At 40.7% G+C, this 21037-nt stretch carries 15 protein-coding genes; 4 read left to right on the top strand and 11 right to left on the bottom strand.

The window, feature by feature from the left end:
* Window positions 1-30: 30 nt before the first annotated feature.
* The 4 genes from NXV01_RS06690 to NXV01_RS06675 form a co-directional block, all read right to left on the bottom strand.
* Window positions 31-879 (bottom strand): DNA/RNA non-specific endonuclease, encoded by an 849-nt coding sequence (locus NXV01_RS06690; RefSeq protein WP_234132605.1) that lies wholly within the window; start codon window positions 877-879, stop codon window positions 31-33.
* Window positions 880-1017: 138 nt separating this feature from the next.
* Entirely contained in the window at window positions 1018-3030 is a 2013-nt protein-coding gene (locus NXV01_RS06685; RefSeq protein ID WP_234132607.1) for a DUF6359 domain-containing protein, read from the bottom strand.
* 20 nt (window positions 3031-3050) lie between these two features.
* Window positions 3051-3893, bottom strand: coding sequence for a DUF5689 domain-containing protein (locus NXV01_RS06680; protein ID WP_258979274.1), 843 nt, complete (start codon window positions 3891-3893; stop codon window positions 3051-3053).
* Between the two features lie 47 nt (window positions 3894-3940).
* Window positions 3941-6469, bottom strand: a complete 2529-nt coding sequence (locus NXV01_RS06675; protein WP_259022034.1) for a TonB-dependent receptor — start codon at window positions 6467-6469, stop codon at window positions 3941-3943.
* Window positions 6470-6669: 200 nt separating this feature from the next.
* Here NXV01_RS06675 and NXV01_RS06670 point away from each other — a divergent pair, with 200 nt between their 5' ends.
* Both NXV01_RS06670 and NXV01_RS06665 read left to right on the top strand, forming a co-directional pair.
* Entirely contained in the window at window positions 6670-7695 is a 1026-nt protein-coding gene (locus NXV01_RS06670) for an endonuclease/exonuclease/phosphatase family protein (protein ID WP_258979273.1), read from the top strand.
* Window positions 7692-8837 (top strand): DNA/RNA non-specific endonuclease, encoded by a 1146-nt coding sequence (locus NXV01_RS06665; RefSeq protein WP_148364080.1) that lies wholly within the window; start codon window positions 7692-7694, stop codon window positions 8835-8837. Before NXV01_RS06670 ends, NXV01_RS06665 begins: the two co-directional genes overlap by 4 nt.
* Window positions 8838-8993: 156 nt before the next feature.
* Here the strand turns inward: NXV01_RS06665 and NXV01_RS06660 are convergent, their stop codons facing one another.
* The 5 genes from NXV01_RS06660 to prfB all read right to left on the bottom strand — a co-directional run bounded on the left by NXV01_RS06660 (window position 8994) and on the right by prfB (window position 13555).
* On the bottom strand, window positions 8994-10286 hold the full coding sequence (locus NXV01_RS06660) for a DUF4010 domain-containing protein (RefSeq protein ID WP_195648964.1): 1293 nt from the start codon (window positions 10284-10286) through the stop codon (window positions 8994-8996).
* A gap of 59 nt (window positions 10287-10345) precedes the next feature.
* Complete coding sequence (locus NXV01_RS06655; RefSeq protein WP_259022032.1) at window positions 10346-10813, bottom strand: CYTH domain-containing protein; 468 nt, start codon at window positions 10811-10813, stop codon at window positions 10346-10348.
* A gap of 119 nt (window positions 10814-10932) precedes the next feature.
* Window positions 10933-11985 (bottom strand): OprO/OprP family phosphate-selective porin, encoded by a 1053-nt coding sequence (locus NXV01_RS06650; protein ID WP_259022031.1) that lies wholly within the window; start codon window positions 11983-11985, stop codon window positions 10933-10935.
* 234 nt (window positions 11986-12219) lie between these two features.
* Window positions 12220-12354 (bottom strand): hypothetical protein, encoded by a 135-nt coding sequence (locus tag NXV01_RS06645; protein WP_004299554.1) that lies wholly within the window; start codon window positions 12352-12354, stop codon window positions 12220-12222.
* Between the two features lie 84 nt (window positions 12355-12438).
* Window positions 12439-13555 (bottom strand): peptide chain release factor 2 gene (gene prfB / locus NXV01_RS06640; RefSeq protein ID WP_143256892.1). Its coding sequence is split into 2 segments (ribosomal slippage): window positions 12439-13491 and window positions 13493-13555, totalling 1116 coding nucleotides; the frame shifts between segments, so codons are not numbered across the junction.
* A 99-nt stretch (window positions 13556-13654) separates the two neighbouring features.
* Here prfB and NXV01_RS06635 point away from each other — a divergent pair.
* Window positions 13655-16573: a pitrilysin family protein gene (locus tag NXV01_RS06635; protein ID WP_259022028.1), complete on the top strand. Its 2919-nt coding sequence runs from the start codon at window positions 13655-13657 to the stop codon at window positions 16571-16573.
* A gap of 183 nt (window positions 16574-16756) precedes the next feature.
* Here the strand turns inward: NXV01_RS06635 and NXV01_RS06630 are convergent, their stop codons facing one another.
* Complete coding sequence (locus NXV01_RS06630) at window positions 16757-18571, bottom strand: long-chain fatty acid--CoA ligase (RefSeq protein WP_259022027.1); 1815 nt, start codon at window positions 18569-18571, stop codon at window positions 16757-16759.
* 109 nt (window positions 18572-18680) lie between these two features.
* Between NXV01_RS06630 and NXV01_RS06625 the strand changes: the two genes are divergently transcribed.
* Window positions 18681-19748 carry a M20 family metallo-hydrolase gene (locus NXV01_RS06625; RefSeq protein WP_195648856.1) on the top strand — a complete coding sequence of 356 codons (1068 nt, stop codon included), beginning with the start codon at window positions 18681-18683 and terminating at the stop codon, window positions 19746-19748.
* A gap of 52 nt (window positions 19749-19800) precedes the next feature.
* Here NXV01_RS06625 and NXV01_RS06620 read toward each other — a convergent pair whose 3' ends face one another.
* A complete protein-coding gene (locus NXV01_RS06620) occupies window positions 19801-21030 on the bottom strand; it encodes a TlpA disulfide reductase family protein (protein WP_259011321.1) in 1230 nt (409 codons plus the stop codon).
* Window positions 21031-21037: the final 7 nt, after the last annotated feature.

Below are 21037 nucleotides of genomic sequence, written 5' to 3'. Positions count from 1 at the left end.
AAAGAAAGTGTTACTATTAACGTGGCAATCTTATTCCAATCCCGGCCATGCTTTTGTTGAATATGTAGCCTCAAGCGCATTTTCCAAATTGTCATTCAAGTTCGGGAAAAAATCGATTCCTGTCTTTTCTTCCAGTTCATCTATGGATAATGCATAGTCAACAAGTTTTGTTGATTTCGGAGTGTCAGTATGCTCCATCCAAAAAGCGATCGCTTTGAATGAATCTCCTTTTTTAAACAACAAAGCCATATAATAATATTTAGGAATAGGTTTGCTAAGGTCGTTACTAATATATCCTCTGATCTGATCTTCCTTATCAATCGTTCCTCCTTTTACCACATATAAGGTATCTGAAGATGTGCAGCTACGTCCCCATGATTGCACCTGTCCCTCCAAAGTCAACCATATACCTGTATTAAATTTATTTCGTTGAGGACTCATATTCGTATAATAGAAGGTCTGTTCATTCACCTCACGCGAATAAAGTCTGTCGGCAGAAGCACAAAGATGCCCTCTATCATAACCTTGTTTTCCAAAATCGGCTTGCACACGTTGGTATTGTGAGCCGATAGCAGGATCTGCATCAAAAGGCTCATCACTACGTGACACATTTTGTTGCTTTGTTTGATTATCAAACCGAAAGGCAATCCAACGGGAATGTTTCTTACTCTTATCGTATTCCATACTGAAAGAGGTTACTTTCTGCCCGTTGAAAGTAGTAGAGTGGGTTATGAATACATCGTTTGCACCATTGCGGAGAGCAGGGAGTTCTACAATGCCGGTGGCAAAATTATTGGAGTCGTTATTTTCATCCTTGCTACAAGAATAAAAACTTATACACAACAGACTCAATAAAAGACATTTTTCTAAATATTTCATATTTCAATTCTTATGATAACCTACGATGCATATTCCTATTTCCTGCGAATAAGAGGAAAAAAAAAAAATATCTCAAAGAGAAGAAGAGAACCCCTCATTCTCCCTTTGAGATATTTCTGCTATATTAACCTTATACTATTATTTCACTTTAACCCCGAAGACAGCTCCACGCTCTTTGTCTGTCGAAAACTTAATCTTAGAATTTGCCGTAGTACCAGTTAAAGTATATTCATGATAGTCTGTATCAACAACGGGAACAATTGAATAAGAACTTCCTGAGCCTGAGAAACCTGTATTTGCAGTCAAACTTATTGTCTTTGAAACTTCGCCACCTTCAAAAGTCCCTCCACCTACAATTTCTACAGTTAAACTTGTATCATTCTTGCCTGTCCAAGCAACAGAATAGAAAGACAATTTTGTCTTTGCAGCTCCAAGAACTTCAGATGTCCATGTTCCAGCAAAACCACTTTTGCCCAATTTTAAACTAGCGAAATTATTTATGGTACAATTATAATAGAAATCTACTTTAGAGTCAGCAGTAGTAGGCATGGTTATATTACTTTCATATGGATCTAACTCCGGATCTGGTTCCGGATCTACTCCTCCACCACCTACAATTCCACCATCTGTTGTTTTTAAACTAGCATCATCAACCAACAAATTACCTCCCGGTTTCTTCGAATTCATTACAAGTAAGCACACCTTTTGTTGTTCTGATAAAGTAAATGTATAACTTTTAAATACCCAATCAGTATTAGCCAAATCATTAACATAATCATCATATTTGTAATCACTCCCACCAATCGTTCCATCTTCACCAATTGGCACATAGCCTAAAGCTGCACTTGCTTTACTATCCGCTGTAGCTGCTTTAAAATAAGCAGAGAACACATAAGTTCCAGCTTTCAATGTCATTTCTGTACTACCAAGACGCTTATTACCTGACGGATCCCCCTTTACTAAAACAGAATATGTACCACTTCGTTTATCAGTAGACTGTTCAAGAGTTGCACTACTTGCCGTAGACACAGACTTCCAACCTGTTGGGTACCCGTCTGCCCAAATTTCAAATCCTCCATTAGTCAATAGTTCTGTTCCTTCTCCCGGAGTTTCTCCACCACCCTCACCAGCAGCAACCTTCAAATTATAAATATACCATGTATTATTAGTTCCTCCTGCAAGATTTTTATACACAAAAGCAATTTGTGCTTTCTTTGCAGCAAAAGCTGTAAGATCCACAGTAGTAGTTACATGATTATCACGACCATTAGAGTAGTTAGAAATAACTAAATCAGTCCAAGAGGTCGCATTTTCCTCTCTAACTTTTAGCATTAACTCTTCAGGTTTACCTTCACTATAAGAAGAGTGTTCAAATGTCAATGTTGCTTTACTAATAGCTGTCATATCTAAAACCGGAGAAAGGAACCATCCTTCTGCTGGAACATTTGTAGATCCATTGTATGAACTGGCAGTAGCAGCAGTATATTTCTTACTGTAATACCAAACATCCCCAGTCAAGCCCTCACTTACTTTATTTTCAACTGCAAATCCTGCAAGGTCTGAAGCAAACGATACAGAATAAGGTTGATTTTCTGTAATCGTGGTACTACCACCCGGAGTTTCTCCACCTTGTTCTTCACCAATCTCTTTATTATTAAATACTGCAGCTGTCGTATTAATCAATGCTGCCTTACCGAAACCAGCACTCAACTCCCCTTGAATCAATAAGACTCCTCCCTTATTTTCAGGATGGTCTTTCAAATTTAAAGCATTGGCTAGATCACTACCATTTTTTATTTTAACCGGTAAGCATTTACTTTCATTGGTTTCATCTGGACTTTCAGCAATCAGTACATTAGATGTTATATTAAAAGGAGCTGTAAAGCTAGCCTTATTGCCTGCAAATTCCCCTTTATCATCATATACATTTTCTATAGCACCCACAATATATCCTTGCACCCAAGCTATGGAACCGTCTTGTTTCTGTTGTGCGGCTTCTATATTATATGGATTCTCTTTCGTACCATCACCCGTCAACCCTGGAACATCACCTTCTCCCAATATATCATAAGGAGCCGGTACATCACTACATGAACTAAATGTGAACACCGCAAGCAGTGTCATGAATAAAGCATTTAGAATCTTTTTCATAATTATATGTGTTAATTGAATTAATTATTTCGTTTGATATCGCTTAAAGTACGGACAACAACCTCCCATTGGTTATTGTAACGCAATAAAATACCTGTAATATTTACACTGCCCTGTGGCATTACTTCCATTGAGAAATTTGCATAAGCACTGGTATAAAGGAATAGATTACTTCCACTCTGCGTACCGTCAGCATAAGTAAAATAACGCTTTACCGAACCTTCATCTCCTGGAGCGTAAGTAGCTGTTCCATCTGCTTCAGAAAGTTTTACATCTTTGAAAGTAACCAGTACAGGAGCTTCCTTCAAATCTATAGCAGCAAGATCAGCAGGAGTAGTAATTTCAATCGGCGTCAATTCCGAATAGTACAACTTAGGTTCGTTTATCAAACGTACATGTTGTTTCCAAACATACTCTGGCATACGTCCTACAGAATTATTATAAACAGTTCCGATCTGTGCCTGTTTACGATAGCTACCTATCTGCAAACCCTTACAGTCAATCACTACTTTCTGACCTACCGGGCAGAATGCATACAATCCGGTTGCATTAACACCAATAACGATCGCTCCTGTTTCATCTGCCACCACGAGCTTCTTATACAAGTTTCCACTTTCATCATCACAGGTTATTACTCCTTCAATACGTGTCTCACCTTCGATAGTCGTATAAGTGTCTTTGCTTGTATCGATGAAATCATTATATTTCTCTTTCAATGCCGCTATTGAAATCGTACGTCCTTCCGGGATCGAATTATTGCCATAAGCATTTCCCGTCACCGGATCATCATAGTTCTCACAGGAAGTGAGACCTGCGCCACATAGCAGCAATCCGGTACATAATATAGATAGTAATTTCTTCATAATTGTTTCTTCCTTTCTTTTTGTTTTGGATTGATAACTACACATTCTTAAAATCTATAACCAATGTTCAAGAAAGCATTGAACGGGAATGCGTAGAAATACTTAGAATTCTTGGAAAACTTGTAAACACGTGCATCACCGTCTTTGTAATTATCATCACGGTTTTGCTCGAAACCACCTGTACGCAAATCTGTATTATTCAAGATATTAGTCAAACTCAAATTAAGACTAATGCTCTTTCCATTGCGCAAACGGATATATTTTCCAATAGAAGCATCCAACATAAATCCGCCATCCAGTTTCTCCTGACCCGGTACATTGAGAACCGGATTTCCGTTAGCATCTACACCGGCACCATTCTTATCCAATACACTGCCAAGACGACGATAACTTGAGAAATCGATATATACACGGTCATAATAATTTCCTGTCAAATTGAAGAACCAACCTTTTACGTTATAATCCAAAGCTAGACTATAAGCAGAAAGCGGAGTGCCATTAGCACGCATACCTTTAGCATAAACACGGTCGAGGTTTGACTCATTCTCACTTTCATACGTCAACACAGCATCCGGATTATTGGTATACTTAGCTTCGCTCCAAGTACCGATAGCAGTTAATGACAGTTCACTTGTCAATTTAAAAGTAGCTGCTGCTTCTATTCCCCAATGTTCCTTTTCAATACCGTTCATAGAAAGATAAGTGAAACGTGCTTCGCTATCATTATAGAAAGCATCCATCTCTACTTGATTCTGGAAACGAGTGTAATAACCCGTCAAACGTCCCATCACCCAAGGAGTATTGAAGTTGTAAGTCAAATCACCACCAATGATACGCTCTGTTTTCAAATCTCTCACAAAGTCGTTCTTGATACGCGGAGCGATGAAAGAGTTGTAAGCCAGCGGTGCACGTTCTTCATATCCGGCATTCAACGTGAAGGAATGATTACCATTGATAGCCCAATTCAGACCAGCTTTTATACCGCCTTCCAGAAATTTCGCCGTACCGCTACTACCAAGTGATTTCAATGGCGCACGTCCGTTTCTCATCAATCCGTCACGGAACATTTGTGTAGATCCTATTTTACCGGAAGCAAAATAATTTAATGATCCGCCATTATTACCCTGATAACGTACCCATGCGCTCTGCTTATTCACATAGATGTTATAGTCATAACCAAATTTATCACCTTCACCAATACGACGGTTAGGATTATCGAGGTCATTCTGCACCATGCTGGAACTAGCGCCATGGTCACGTACTGCGAACTTGTCGACATCCGTATAAAGCTGTCCGCCCAGCAAGTCTTTCATTTTCTTATAATGCATACCTTTGGTTGTATTCACTGCAATTCCAGCAACGTAGCTATTGTGCTCATTCCATTGATGATTGAATACAGAACTCAAGTTGAAAGCCAACTGGTCGTCGTGACGTTCTTCCACATAATAAAGCGCCTCTTTACCTAATGCATTCGCTTGTTTATTGGCAAAATAAAGAGCATCCCAATCCAACTGACGATAAGCTTTATTATTCTTCCAATTATCAGTAACCTCATTAAACTGCTGCAGTTCATCAGCAGTAGGAACGGATTCCCACACGTCGAAGATAGAGCTAGGCAATTTTTTATAATAATCCGGGCGTGGATCGGCTGCATTACCATTCCAGCCCAAAGCACTTTTGCCATAATTGGAATATTTGAATCCGGCACTCGTCACCAGTTTCTTATTATCATCAATGGTGAAATTCCATGAAGCGATAGCTGATGGCTCGAACTGGCGTACAATACGCGCATTTCGTTTTTCTCCATTCTGATATCCCCAGTTCGGATTATAATAATGACTGTTTGCTAAATAATAGGCTTCTTCAGTTGCCGCCATTTGCTGTCCTCTCTCCGTAGGTGTTCCCCAAGTTGCCAAAGAGAGACTATGGCGATCATTGAACACTTTCTCAGCACCGAGGAAGTAAGAAAAAGAGTTGTACTTGATTCCTTCAATATTTCCCTCGTTACCCCAACGATATCCCAATGAACCGGTAAAGGCCCATCCATTATTCATCAGACCTGTAGAATAAGTATACATTCCACGCAAGATATAGTTGCGGTTACTACCTGATAAGGTTAGTTTTGAACCGGCCGCATATTGGCTGGCACGTAAATTAATATTGGAAGCTCCCCCTATGGCTCCGAAAGTAAAGTTGTTAATTTCAAAAGGACCGATCCCCTCCTTATTACGGGTAGCATCGTTTAATCCTCCTATTAGTCCGTAACTGAAACGTCCTGTTTCTGCATCATTAAACTGTACCCCATTGATATACATGTCACTATACTGGGAATCATATCCCCTCACACGAAATCTCATTGGGCTAAACAGATAACCTACATTTGACAGATAAACATCATTGTTAGAAGTGACCAATGCAGATGTGCTCTGTGCTGCATCATCATCCTCATTCAATTGTGATTCTGTAAACATGAAAGAAGCATTGTCCTCACGGGCGTTTTGCTTTGCCTTTTGCTGTGCAAAAAGTGCTGGCATTAAGCAAAATAGCACGATCGCTAACCCTAGTCGTTGTTTCATAATTTAATTTATATTAATGTTAATTGGTCTTTCGTTTTGCAATACAAATGAAATAAGTTGTTACGCAAAATAACAAAGAATTTTATGAATAACAATGTTTTTTACAAAAAAAGTAACTAGTAAGGGTGGTTTTTCCGTTTTCTTTTTAGATATTTGTCATACGAATGACAAATTACCCACTTTTAAAATCAATTTTAAAGATGAAAAAAAGCTTAATTACTTTAGGTGTACTCACTCTTTTCGTCCTCATGGCCTACGGACAGGAAAAGAAATTTGCCCTCTACAGTGTAGCGTTCTACAATATGGAGAATTTGTTTGATACCATTCACGATGAAGGTAAGAATGACTACGAGTATCTTCCTAACGGTACTAATCAGTGGAATACGATGAAGTATAAGGCTAAGCTGAAAAACATGTCGGAAATATTAAGTCTGTTAAGTACTGACAAGTTACCAATGGGCCCCGCCATTATCGGCGTTTCTGAAATCGAAAACTACAGAGTATTGGAAGACATACTGAAACAACCTGCTTTAGCGGACAGAGGTTACCAGTATGTTCACTACGAAGGAGAAGACCAACGTGGTGTAGACTGTGCTTTTTTCTATAATCCCAAACTGTTTGAGCTAACGAATAGCAAGCTCGTACCTTATGTATATATCAATGACACAATACATAAGACGCGCGGTTTCCTGATTGCCAGCGGTAATATTGCAGGAGAAAAGATGCACTTTATCGTCAATCACTGGCCTTCAAGAGCAGCGGCTTCTCCAGCGCGTGAACGTGCAGGAGAACAGGTAAGAGCTATCAAAGACTCACTGTTAAGGGAAGACTCCGCAGCCAAAATTGTTATCATGGGGGATATGAACGATGACCCGATGGATAAAAGTATGGCTGTAGCACTTGGAGCTAAGCGGAAACCTGCTGATGTAGGTCCTACAGACTTGTACAATCCGTGGTGGGATACTTTGAAGAAAGGATACGGAACTCTGATGTACAAAGGTAAATGGAATTTGTTCGATCAAATCGTATTTACCGGAAATCTATTAGGTACTGACCGCAGTACACTGAAATTCTATAAACATGAAATTTTCCGCCGTGATTTTATGTTCCAAAAAGAAGGGAAATACAAAGGATATCCTAAACGGACACAAGCAGGTGGTGTATGGCTAAACGGATATAGCGATCACTTGCCTACTATTATTTATTTAATCAAAGAGATAAAATGACAAAAGCATTATTTAAACTATTCATCCTGTTCATAACCTGTAGCACAGCAATCTCATGTAGTGAACAGGATTCTCCCGAACTCCCTGATAATCCGGGCAACACGAATCAAGGAATCGCCTCTATTGACCAAACGCAAATCAATGGAAACGGAGGCGGATTTATCATTCGTGTAAAAGTTGACGGCACATGGCAGGCTTCAAGTAGTGAGACTTGGTGCACATTGAGTAGAACATCCGGCAACGGAAACGGCTCAATCAGCGGATATATGAAAGCAAATACCGGAGCTGAACGAAGTGTCGTTATTACAATCATAGCAGGGAAAGAGGCGGCTAAATTCACACTCAAACAATTAGCAGGCGATGGTTCAAATCCGGATCCAGATCCGGACCCTAATCCATCAGGGTATGCAGGAAGAATCGAAATTCCTAAACTGAAAGGTGGAAGCATGAACATTTTTCATACCTGGACAACTACAGAGAATGGAAAAAAGACTGTCACTTACAGTTATGAATACGATTGTACGAAAAAACATGTACGTTGGGTAGCATTGACTTTTGACAATGTGACTTCTCAAAAGAATGTGGATCGTAAAGACGATTATAAACCAGATACTAATATTCCGGCACAATACAGGACTGACAAACAAGACTACTATTCACCGTATAATAGAGGACACATGGTAGCTTCAAGTGACAGATTATATAGCCGTGAAGCAAATAGTCAGACATTCTATTATTCTAATATCAGTCCGCAACTAATAACCGGATTCAACCAAGGTGGAAGTACTTGGGATGCGATAGAGAACAAAGTACAGGAGTGGGCAAAGGTGTCAAATCCTCAAGATACAACTTACATTGTGAAAGGAACATCCATAGATTATGCAATACTGGAAACAGGTACGTATGGTGTCAAGATACCTAAATATTACTTCAGTACAATCTTATCTTATAAGAATGGACAGTACAAAGCTATTGGATTTTATATAGAGCACAAAAGCGACAAATCAAAAAATATTAAAGCATGTGCAAAATCTATCGATGAGTTAGAATCCATAACCGGACTTGATTTCTATCATAATCTACCTGATGAGATCGAGACAGCAGTAGAGGCAAATTACAAAGAGAGCGACTGGTCTTGGTAAAGGCTCTTTCTACAAATATCCCTATCTATTAATATCAAGTAAAAATAGATAGGGATATTTTTATGGAATTATATACATGAGCATTTTATTCTAAAATAAATCTAAGAATCTATCTCGTCCATACAAATAACAGTTGTTTTATACCTAAAAGCCCCTTTAAATATAAAAGAACAGCAACAACACAAGATTACAAGCAATCACCACACCGAACCCTCCCAGAATCCAAGGACGAAGTTTACTTCCTTTCCCGGCAAAGAATAAAGCATAGAACATATTTACCATTATATTACTGATGATAGCCTGCATACTACAAGCAGTAATTATCAATGCAGCAACACTACCCGTATTTTGCAACAAGTTTAATATGAAAGGAGTGATATCACTAAAACCAGATACAAAAGACAGGAGATTCAATCCGCCTGTACCTGCATAAACGAGTGTATAATGAGTTAAGAAAGTAAATACGACAAAGAGTACGGCAAAAATCAAAGCAACTTTAAATTCCAACGGATTGCTGCTATCATCCTCTTCCGCTTCGACAGGCTGGTCGTTGGAACGCTTTTGACGGGAATGAATAAACCAGGCCACAATAGCTGCCACCACTGCCATAGTCAACAGATACGGATAAATAGACAAGAAGATTTCCCGACTGAAAATAAGTATCAATATCATAAAGCGCAGAAACATCATACTGATAGCCAATAACATGGCAGCAACATAATCAGTAGCTTCCTGCTCCGAAGCTTTCCGGCTTTTACGGGCAAGTACCGAGATAGTAGCCGTACTGCTATATAATCCGCCGATAATACCGGAGACTAATGTTCCGGATTCATGAAATACATATCGCTTTAATAAATAAGAGAGATAAGAAATGCCGGATACCACTACCGTTGCCAGCCAAATAGAGTAAGGAGTGAGATTTACATCCGGAAGCAGATTTTTATGAGGAAGCATCGGCAATATAATACCACTGATAGCCAGGAACTTTGCCAACGTAATCATTTCATCATTCTTCATTCGTTGCGCAAATTCCGTAAAAGTATGTTTGAGTTCGGTCAGCAGAAGCACTGTCACAACCACCATGACATAAAACCAGGAAGGTTGGGTAGCTACGATAGGAGCCATACAATAAGTAATCAGGGCTATAATAATGGTAGTCACGCCAAAGACATGAAATTGTGATTGCTTTACATAATAGTTTAATCCCAATAGCAATCCCAGCACCGCTCCGCCCCCCATAAATAAGCGCATATCCGTAGGATCAAGTATATAAAGCAGGTAGCCCAGTATACCGATAAAGGTAAAAGTTCGGTCGGTTCCGAAAAGAGTAGTCTCACCTTCACGCTTCAAACTGATCCGACGCTGCGAAAGTCCGATTAGCAATGAAAACAAAGTAACTAAAACAAAAGTAACCAATTCACGCGGCACATAACCGTACAACTGTTCCATATCCATACACTGCTCTCTTTTTTTATATAAGAACAAATATACGGTTTATTTGTTAACGTTCACCACGTTTTATACGGTTTTTTCATTAACTGTGAGTTATAGTAGCGTATATCTCCGGTAACCTCTTGACCAATAAAACCGGGTTTCACAAAGGCCTCATCTTCTGATTCCAGTTCTACTTCCGCCACAATAAGTCCTTCATTCTCACCATAAAATTCATCGACTTCAAATGTATGTTTGCCACTGCGCACCAAATAACGGGTCTTGTCAATGATCCCCGGTTCGCAAAGTTTCATCAATTCTTCCGCTTCTGATAAAGGCAATTCCTTTTCCCACTCATAACGGCTGGTACCGGAAGCATTAGAAGCCCCCTTTATCGTCAAATACCCCTTATCATCCCGAATACGAACCCGGACAGTACGCCCACGAGCACTACTGATATACCCTTGTACAATGCGACTCTGCGCAAAAGCCAAAGATTTGAATTCACCGGTAACCAAAAATTTACGTTCTATTTCTTGTGCCATGACACAAAGATAAATTAAAAATTGAAAATTGAGAATCAAAACGCTGTAGTTTTCTGATACACGATGCAAGGTATCAAACTATCATTTCTTAATTCTCAATTTTCAATTCTCAATTTACATCAGAATCTCGTCATGAATTCAATCACGATCTTATCCCGTTCCGATTCTTTGGGGATGCCGGAGTTCTTATAGAAATATTTTTCGAAATTCAGCCGGAGGTCGGCAATGAAGGCTTTGGAAAGACTTAATGTGATTCCACCTGTCACACGGTGGCGGGCATAATCATTTATAATCAGGGCTTTTGTCGTTTCGTCCATTTTGCCATCACTATGGTCGGTCATCATATCATAGCGGGCCAAGAAAGAGATCTTATTGAATACTTTTTTCAGTGGTAAATCGTAATTGATAAAGCTATTCACTGCATGAACATCTTTGAATGCTTCATGCCCGTACATCTTATATAAATATTCCGCCTCAATATGAAAACGATCATTCTGATAATAAATACCGGCATCATACATATTAATGCGCACATTTTCCGGTTTTATCATTTGGGTACTAAGTGTCAGGTTCCAGTTCTTATTAGGTAATAGCTGTGCTTTTATGGAATAATTCAGCGTTTTGTGCCATTCCTTTTGATTGGTCAAACCGGAGCCGTTGAATAATCCTCCTTCAAGGATAAAAGGGAAACCGCCTTTATTCGTATAGCCGGCCGTGAAACCGACGTCACGCACATTTCCTACTTGTTTAGCTATGAATGAGCGATTTGCAAAATACTGTTGATGTGGTGAACGGTGAGCGTCTATCGTGAAAGGAACGCGCATCTGACCAATCGTAAAATTCAGGTCTTTCACCGGAAAAACACGTGCATACGCATCGAGCATCTTGATAGAACCTTCATCAGAAAGGTCGATTTCCGCTTTATAGGCAACTATCGGATGCACATTTCCCGAAACACTGAAGCGTGCATTACGTACTTCAAAACGGCTTTCACTTGTTTCTGTCTGGTATTCGTACTTTCCCCGGATAGTTCCGTGAATCTCCGGCAGATAATCCTTAAACTCCATGGTCTGCTTATCCAGCTTCTTACCATCCCCTGCATCTTCTTTTGCCTGTCCAAAGGCCATTGTCGCCAGCAAAAGCATAACGACGGTTGTTGTGATTCTACTCATTTCAGTTGTCTGCTACTAAATTCACGGCAAAAGTACAACTGTGAGGATACACGGAGATGACAAATTAACTACGGGAAAATGACAGAAAAGTTACATTTATATTACAGAGAACACAAATGCATTACAAAACAAAGAGTTCACCACAAATTACGCTGATTAACACACATCGGATTTGATATTCATCCTATCAATAACCAAACAATCTGGGTTAACCGTATAATTTGTGGCGAACTATCAGCCGAAAAAGGAAAATGCGATCAGCATAATCAATGCCAAAATAATTAATGAGACGAACACTATTTTGACAACCTTCTGGGCTTGTTCTTCTTCTTTTTTACTAATTGCTACTTTTTTCTTCACCTTACCCATAATAGTTAGCTTTAAAGTTCAACGCTAACAAAGTAAGTACAAATCTATTAACTTTCCAAAAATAACTCTTGCTAATTTTATTTTTTATGATTCCTGTGAAGAAAACTCCATCAAATAAGCTTTGATAAAACCATCTATTTTACCATCCATCACGCCGTTCACATCCGAGGTCTGATAGTTGGTACGGTGGTCTTTCACACGACGGTCATCGAATACGTAGCTTCGGATTTGAGAACCCCATTCGATCTTCTTCTTACCGGCTTCCACCTTTGCCTGTTCTGCCATACGGTGCTGCAATTCCTTATCATATAAGATGGAGCGTAACTGACGCATTGCATTCTCACGGTTCTTCGGTTGGTCACGGGTTTCGGTATTCTCGATCAGGATTTCTTCTTCCTCACCGGTATAAGGGTCTTTGTACTGATAACGCAAACGGACACCGGACTCCACCTTATTCACATTCTGTCCACCGGCGCCACCGCTTCGGAACGTATCCCAAGAGATATTGGCAGGCAAAATATTAACTTCAATACTGTCATCTACCAACGGAGTAACAAACACAGAAGCAAAAGAGGTCATACGTTTACCCTGCGCATTGTAGGGAGAAACACGGACCAAACGGTGCACACCGTTCTCTCCTTTCAAATAACCATAAGCAAAGTCACCTTCGATATTGATAGTACAGGTCTTGATTCCGGCTTCATCCCCTTCCTGAAGGTTGGCAATGGTAGCTTTATAACCATTCGTCTCGGCATAACGCAGATACATACGCATCAGCATAGAAGCCCAGTCCTGACTTTCCGTTCCACCGGCACCTGAATTGATTTTCAGCACACAATCCATCTGGTCGGCTTCATCACGAAGCATATTTTTGAGTTCGAGCGCCTCTACCGCCTCACTGGCTTTTGCATAAGCAGCATCTACATCTTCCTCGGTCACCAGTTCTTCTTTATAGAAATCAAATGCCAGTTCGAGTTCATCTGCCAGCGTCTTGAGTTCGTTGTAACCCTCAATCCACTTTTGCAGGTCTTTCACCAGTTTCATTTGAGCTTCGGCTCTCTTCTGGTCATCCCAGAATCCCGGAGCTTGTGTTCTTAATTGCTCTTCTTCGACTTGAATTTTCTTCCCGTCGATGTCAAAGATACCTCCTCAGCGCATCAGTGCGCTCTTTCACGTCTTTAAGTTGTTCAATAGTAATCATTTGATTTACAATTTTATTATTTACAAATTTCAGATATCGGGGACAAAGATAAGCAAAATTCTGCTACCTTTGTTTTTGTTATTAAAATGTTGTCATATTATGAACAAACGATTGAAACTTTCTTGCTTGTCACTCTTCCTGGCATTAGTGATTTGCAGCTGTAGCTCACAAAAGAAGTATAGCTACGAAACAGTGCCCGATGACCCGCTAAAGGCCCGCATTTACACACTGGACAACGGACTAAAGGTTTACCTCACCGTAAACAAGGAAACTCCGCGCATACAAACTTTTATCGCAGTAAGAGTGGGCGGGAAGAATGACCCGGCAGAAACGACGGGACTTGCTCATTATTTCGAACACCTGATGTTTAAAGGCACTGACAAGTTTGGCACACAAGACTACGCGACCGAAAAGCCTCTGCTGGATGCAATCGAACAACAGTTCGAGATTTATCGTAAGACTACGGATGAAGCGGAACGTAAGGCGATTTACCACACCATCGACAGCCTTTCTTACGAAGCTTCCAAGTATGCTATCCCTAATGAATATGACAAATTAATGGCAGCTATCGGATCTACCGGCAGCAATGCTTATACTTGGTATGACCAGACGGTCTATCAGGAAGACATTCCTTCCAACCAGATAGAAAACTGGGCGAAGATTCAGGCAGATCGTTTTGAAAACAATGTGATTCGTGGTTTCCATACTGAATTGGAAGCTGTATATGAAGAGAAGAACATGTCGCTCACCCGTGACAATAGCAAAGTGCAGGAAGCTATTTTTTCTTCTCTTTTCCCCAACCATCCTTATGGAACACAGACTGTGTTAGGTACGCAGGAAAACCTGAAGAATCCTTCTATCACGAATATCAAGAACTACTATAAACAATGGTATGTGCCTAACAATATGGCAATCTGTATGTCCGGCGATTTAGACCCGGATGCAACGATTGTGTTGATCGACAAATATTTCGGCGGATTGAAACCCAATCCGGAACTTCCGAAACTGGACCTGCCGAAAGAGACGCCAATCACGCAACCTGTTGTAAAAGAGGTGTTAGGTCCGGATGCCGAAAGCGTTGCACTGGCTTGGAGATTCCCCGGTGTGTCCGACAAGGACTTTGAAATCCTGCAAGTCGTTTCGCAAGTATTATACAATGGAAAGGCAGGACTTATCGACCTTGACCTGAACCAGCAGCAGAAAGTGTTGAATAGCTACGGTTACCCGATGGGACTGGCAGATTACTCTGCATTGCTGTTAGGAGGACTTCCTAAACAAGGACAAACACTGGAAGAAGTAAAAGACTTGCTACTCAGCGAAATCAAGAAGCTCCGTGCCGGAGAGTTCGACGAGAAAATGCTGGAAGCGAACATCAACAACTTCAAGCTCGGTGAACTGCAAAACATGGAAAGCAACGAAGGACGTGCCGATATGTTTGTCAACTCATTTATCAACGGCACAGACTGGAAAAATGAAGTTACTGCCATCGACCGCATGGCCAAACTGACCAAAGAAGACATCGTAGCGTTCGCCAACAAATACCTGAAAGAAGATAATTATGCCGTTATCTACAAAAAGCAAGGAAAAGACCCGAACGAAAAGAAGATGACGAAACCGGAGATTACTCCCATCATAACCAATCGTGATGTAGCCAGTCCGTTCCTTGTGGAGGTACAGGAAAGCGCAGTTAAACCGATTGAACCTGTGTTCCTCGACTATCAAAAGGATATGAGCCAGTTAAAAGCAAAATCGGATATTCCGGTTCTTTACAAGCAGAATGTAGCCAATGACCTGTTCCAATTGATTTATGTCTTTGATATGGGAAACAACCATGACAAAGCTTTGGGAACAGCATTCGATTATCTCGAATATCTGGGTACTTCGGACATGACACCGGAAGAACTGAAAAGTGAATTCTATCGCCTGGCTTGTACTTTCTATGTTTCTCCGGGTAACGAACGCACGTATGTCGTACTTTCCGGACTGAATGAGAACATGCCTGCTGCCGTACAATTATTCGAAAAGCTGCTGGCAGATGCGCAGGTTAATAAGGAAGCCTATACTAATATGACCGGCGATATACTGAAAGCCCGTTCGGATGCCAAACTGAATCAGGGACAGAACTTCTCCCGTTTGATGAGCTTTGCCATGTACGGTCCCAAATCCCCTGCCACCAATCTACTGACGGAAGCGGAACTGACAAATATGAATCCACAGGAACTGGTAGACCGGATTCACAATCAGAACAGCTACAAACACCGTATTTTATACTACGGTCCAAGCAGCAGCAAAAATTTACTGGCTACCATCAACCAATATCATCAGGTTCCGGCAACTCTGAAAGAGATTCCTGCCGGAAACGAGTATTCTTATCTCGAGACTCCCGTCACTAAAGTTCTAATAGCTCCTTATGACGCCAAGCAAATATACATGGCACAGATATCCAATCTCGACAAGAAGCATGATCCGGCTATTGAACCTATCCGCGCATTATATGATGAATACTTCGGAGGGGGCATGAACTCCATCGTCTTCCAGGAAATGCGTGAAACACGTGGATTGGCTTATTCCGCCTGGGCTAGCATAATGCCGCCGAGTTACTTGAAGTATCCCTATGTACTACGTACACAGATTGCCACGCAAAACGACAAAATGATTGATGCCGTCACTACATTTAATGACATCATCAACAATATGCCGGAATCCGAAGCTGCTTTCAAACTGGCTAAAGACGGATTAACCAACCGTCTGCGCACCGAACGTATCATCAAGGGTGACATTATCTGGAGTTATATCAATGCACAGGATTTAGGGCAAAACGTAGACCCGCGCATCAAACTCTACAACGATATACAGAACATGACGCTGAAAGATATTGTCGATTTCCAAAAGCAATGGGTAAAAGGACGTACGTATGTTTATTGTATTCTGGGAGATAAGAAAGATTTGGAGCTGGATAAATTGAAAGCTGTAGGTCCTATTGAAGAATTGACTCAGGAACAAATCTTCGGATATTAAAAGAAATGATCCGGCCATAAATAATAAAAAGAAGGTGTCAAAGCACCCCTAAATACAAAGTTTACCCCTGTTACAGTTCAATCTGTAACAGGGGTAATACTTTAAAGAGAGCTCCAATACACTCTTTATTGTTTGCGTATTTACGGTTTACCGTTTCATTTTTAACGATAAACCGCCTATCGCTTATTTCTCATTTTCTTCGTACATCTTCTCTATCTGCTCACTATAATTCTTGGCAACTACTGCCCGTTTCAGTTTCAGTGTATTAGTCAACTCTCCACGTTCCATACTGAATGGTTCAGGCAGTAAGGTGAAACGTTTAATTTGTTCATAGTGTGCAAACTGCTGCTGAAGTGTATCGATTCGTGCACGGAACAGTCCTACAATCTTCGGATGCTGCAACAGTTCCGCCATATCCTTGTATTCAATACCCTTTTCTTTGGCATACTCTTTTACGAATCCATATACAGGAACAATCAGAGCCGAGACAAACTTACGCTGATCGGCAATAATGGCAATCTGGTCGATATAACGGTCAATGACCAACTTCGTTTCCAAAGCTTGTGGAGCGACGTATTTGCCGTTCGATGTTTTAAACAAGTCTTTAATACGTTCCGTCAGGAAAAGCTGACCATTTTTAAAATAACCGGCATCACCTGTATGGAACCAGCCATCCGGCTCAATAGCGGCAGCTGTGGCTTCCGCTTTTTTGTAATAGCCTTTTGTGATCGTCTTACCCCGAAGCAGGATTTCATTGTCTTCACCAATCTTCACTTCAAGTCCCGGCAATACGACGCCTACCGAACCGATGTCATAGCCAACCGGCAGCGTACAAGATACAGTAGCCGTAGATTCCGTCAGCCCATATCCTACCACCATATTGATTCCTACCGAATGAACGAATTCATTGATTTCATCGGGAACGGCAGCACCGGCAGTCGGGAAAAAGTTACCATTCTCAATACCGATTGTTTTTTTCAGTAGAGAATAGATAGTCTTTTCGTAAAACTTATATTTCAGTTGATTCATCACCGGAGGAGTCTTTCCCTGACGCAGATAATCCAGATTATGGATTCTACCTACCCGGATAGCATCCAGCATCAGTGCTTTCTTCAACCCTGTTGTTTCGTTTATTTTTTCCTGTACCCCTGCATACACCTTCTCCCAAAAACGGGGAACACTGCACATCAGTGTCGGGCGAATTTCCTTAATGGTTGTCTGTATATCTGCCGGACGGAGATTGATACAAATCTGCACTCCTTTATGAATACAGAGATAACACCATGCTTTCTCAAACACGTGTGTTAATGGAAGAAAGTTCATCGATACATCCTTATCCGACATCGTCGTCAGACGGTCATCGTGTGTATGAAACTGTTCCAGATAGCAGGAATGGTGAAGCATAACTCCTTTCGGTTCCCCCGTTGTGCCGGAAGTATAGAGGATATTTGCCAGGTCATCATAAGAAGCCCGCTCCGTACGTTCTTCTACCGTATCATTATGAGGCAATCCCTCTCCCATCGCCATAAAGTCATCAAAATAGATAGATGAAACGTCACGAGGGTCTTTTACCACCGAACGGTCAAAGATGATCAGTTGTTGCAAAGAAGAGCAGAAACCAAAAATGCTGAAAGCGGCATCATACTGATATTGCTCACCGACAAAAAGAAAACGAATCTGCGCATCATTAATGATATATTGCGCCTGCGCAGGTGAACTGGTTGCATAAAACGGAATGGTAACCACCCGGTTGGCAAATGCACCAAAGTCTACATAGAACCATTCGGGTTTATTCTGTGAAAATATACCGATATTCTCTTGTTCTTCCACTCCCAATGCCACGAAAGCATTAGCTGCTTGCCGTACTGTTCCGGAGAACTGCTTCCATGAAATAGGAATCCATTGAGCTGTCTCATAGTCGCGGTATTTTAAGGCTACCTTGTCGCCATATTTTTCGGCCTGACGATGGACCAGGACAGATAAATGATGATAAGTCATACTCTTTGTATTAGTAAATATGGTACAAAGGTATTAGTTTTATTTGAAACTATTGCTCAAAACGACTATCTTTGTGCAAAGATTAAGATATAGATAAAAGATTTGCACTATGAAATATGATATTCCGTATATGTCGACAGAGGCTGTAAGCCTACTTAAATCGCTGATTAGTATCCCTTCAATCAGCCGGGAAGAAACCCAGGCTGCGGATTTCCTGCAAAATTATATTGAAATGGCAGGTATGCAGACCGGACGTAAAGGAAATAATGTGTGGTGCTTTAGCCCTATGTTTGATTTGAAGAAGCCTACTATTTTACTTAACTCGCACATAGACACAGTGAAACCTGTTAATGGTTGGCGGAAAGATCCGTTCACTCCACGTGAAGAGAATGGTAAATTATATGGGTTAGGAAGTAACGACGCCGGTGCCAGTGTTGTTTCTCTATTACAGGTGTTCCTGCAACTATGTCGTACTTCACAAAAATACAATCTGATTTATCTTGCTTCCTGTGAAGAAGAAGTTTCTGGAAAAGACGGAATTGAGAGCGTATTATCGGGACTTCCTCCTGTTTCATTTGCCATAGTGGGCGAACCGACGGAGATGCAACCTGCCATTGCCGAAAAGGGATTAATGGTATTGGATGTTACTGCCACAGGTAAGGCGGGACACGCCGCACGCAACGAAGGAGACAATGCTATTTACAAGGTATTGGACGACATTGCCTGGTTCCGTGATTATCGTTTCGAGAAAGAATCACCGTTATTGGGACCTGTGAAGATGAGTGTCACTGTCATCAATGCCGGCACACAACACAATGTCGTTCCCGACAAATGTACGTTCGTTGTCGATGTTCGAAGCAACGAGCTTTACTCGAATGAAGAACTGTTTGCGGAAATCAAGAAACATATTTCCTGCGAAGCACAAGCCCGTTCATTCCGCCTCAACTCTTCACGAATCGACGAGAAACATCCGTTTGTCCAAAAAGCTGTGAAGCAGGGACGTGTGCCTTTCGGTTCTCCAACCTTGTCCGATCAGGCATTAATGTCCTTTCCATCGGTTAAAATAGGTCCAGGACGCTCGTCACGTTCACACACGGCAGAGGAATATATTATGCTGAAAGAGATAGAAGAGGCTATCGGGCTGTATTTAGAACTATTGGATGGGCTTCTTATTTAATAAAAATCATTGGTGAATTGATAGTTGAAAGCTATTAGTATGATAACAACTATCAATTCACCCATCCAATAAAAACAAAGCAATGATTATTCAAACAACTTCGATAAAGCTTCCTCCAGCTTTTCCCCCTTAAATTTCTGTCTATAACAATCCCCGTAGGATCTACAAGAAAAGTTCTGGGTATAGCATAAATGCCGTATACGTCACCAGCATCCACATCCAATAATTGTGTCCAGTTCATTCCAAGTTCTTCAATAGCCGCCCTCCAAGGTTTCAGTTTCCGATCTGTAGATATGCTAATCACCTCAAATCCCTTAGAAGCATATTTTTCATAGGCAGCTTTCACATTAGGCATTTCATGCCGACAAGGTCCGCACCATGAAGCCCAGAAGTCAATCAAGACATATTTTCCCTTACCTACATAATCAGACAAGAGCTTCATGTTGCCAGTATTGTCTTTCACTTTAGCATCCGGGAAACGTTCCCCAATCTTTATCTTAGCGTCCATCTCCTTCCGTTTCTTTTGTTCTTCACGCTGCTCTGGAGTCATTTTCTTTTCAACTTCCGCCTTCATACGCAACTGTGCCTGGTTCTTCTTTTCCACAATGTTTCTCACTAGATTATTTTGTGAGAACATAGGCGAAGCTTCTTTCATCAAAATCTCCATGTCCTCGAAAGGCATCATCATACCTCCAATGGAGAAAAGGTATATACCCACTATACTATTCTTATAATCCCTTATACAATGCGATACAGAATCCATTTGTGCAAGAAATTTCTTCTCTATCTTATCATATTTTGCTCTAAATGCAGTATCATTCACCATCTTATCAGCAAATTCCTCAGGCTTCATTCCAGTCATTAACTTATAAATATCCTCTGATGTTTTTACCATATTATCCATTATAAGCTGCATACGATTTAAAGCTATATTCAATGAATCATTTAAGGGTGTTCCCCCTCTCTCGTTCGTAGTAGTATTCACAGATATTTTTCCTTTTTCGAGAATCAACGGATAGGTTTCTCCATCCATATCCTTGATGATTGCAATATCCGGCATCTGATATACACCGGAAAAAGAGAACTTACCTTTTTCCACTGTTGTACTGTCCAAAACAACTTCTTTAGCATTCTTTTCATCTCCCTCTCCCATCAAGCATAAATACAACAATTGATTATTCAATTCCTCATTAGCAATACCTTTGATTGAGTATTTCTCTTGGGCAGAAGAAAATATAGCAATGGCACAAAACGTGCATAGAATCATAATTCGATTTCTCATATAGAAT

The organism is Bacteroides sp. BFG-606, assembly GCF_024788145.1.
GTDB lineage: Bacteria > Bacteroidota > Bacteroidia > Bacteroidales > Bacteroidaceae > Bacteroides > Bacteroides vicugnae.
This window is presented reverse-complemented; position numbering and strand designations above follow the sequence as displayed.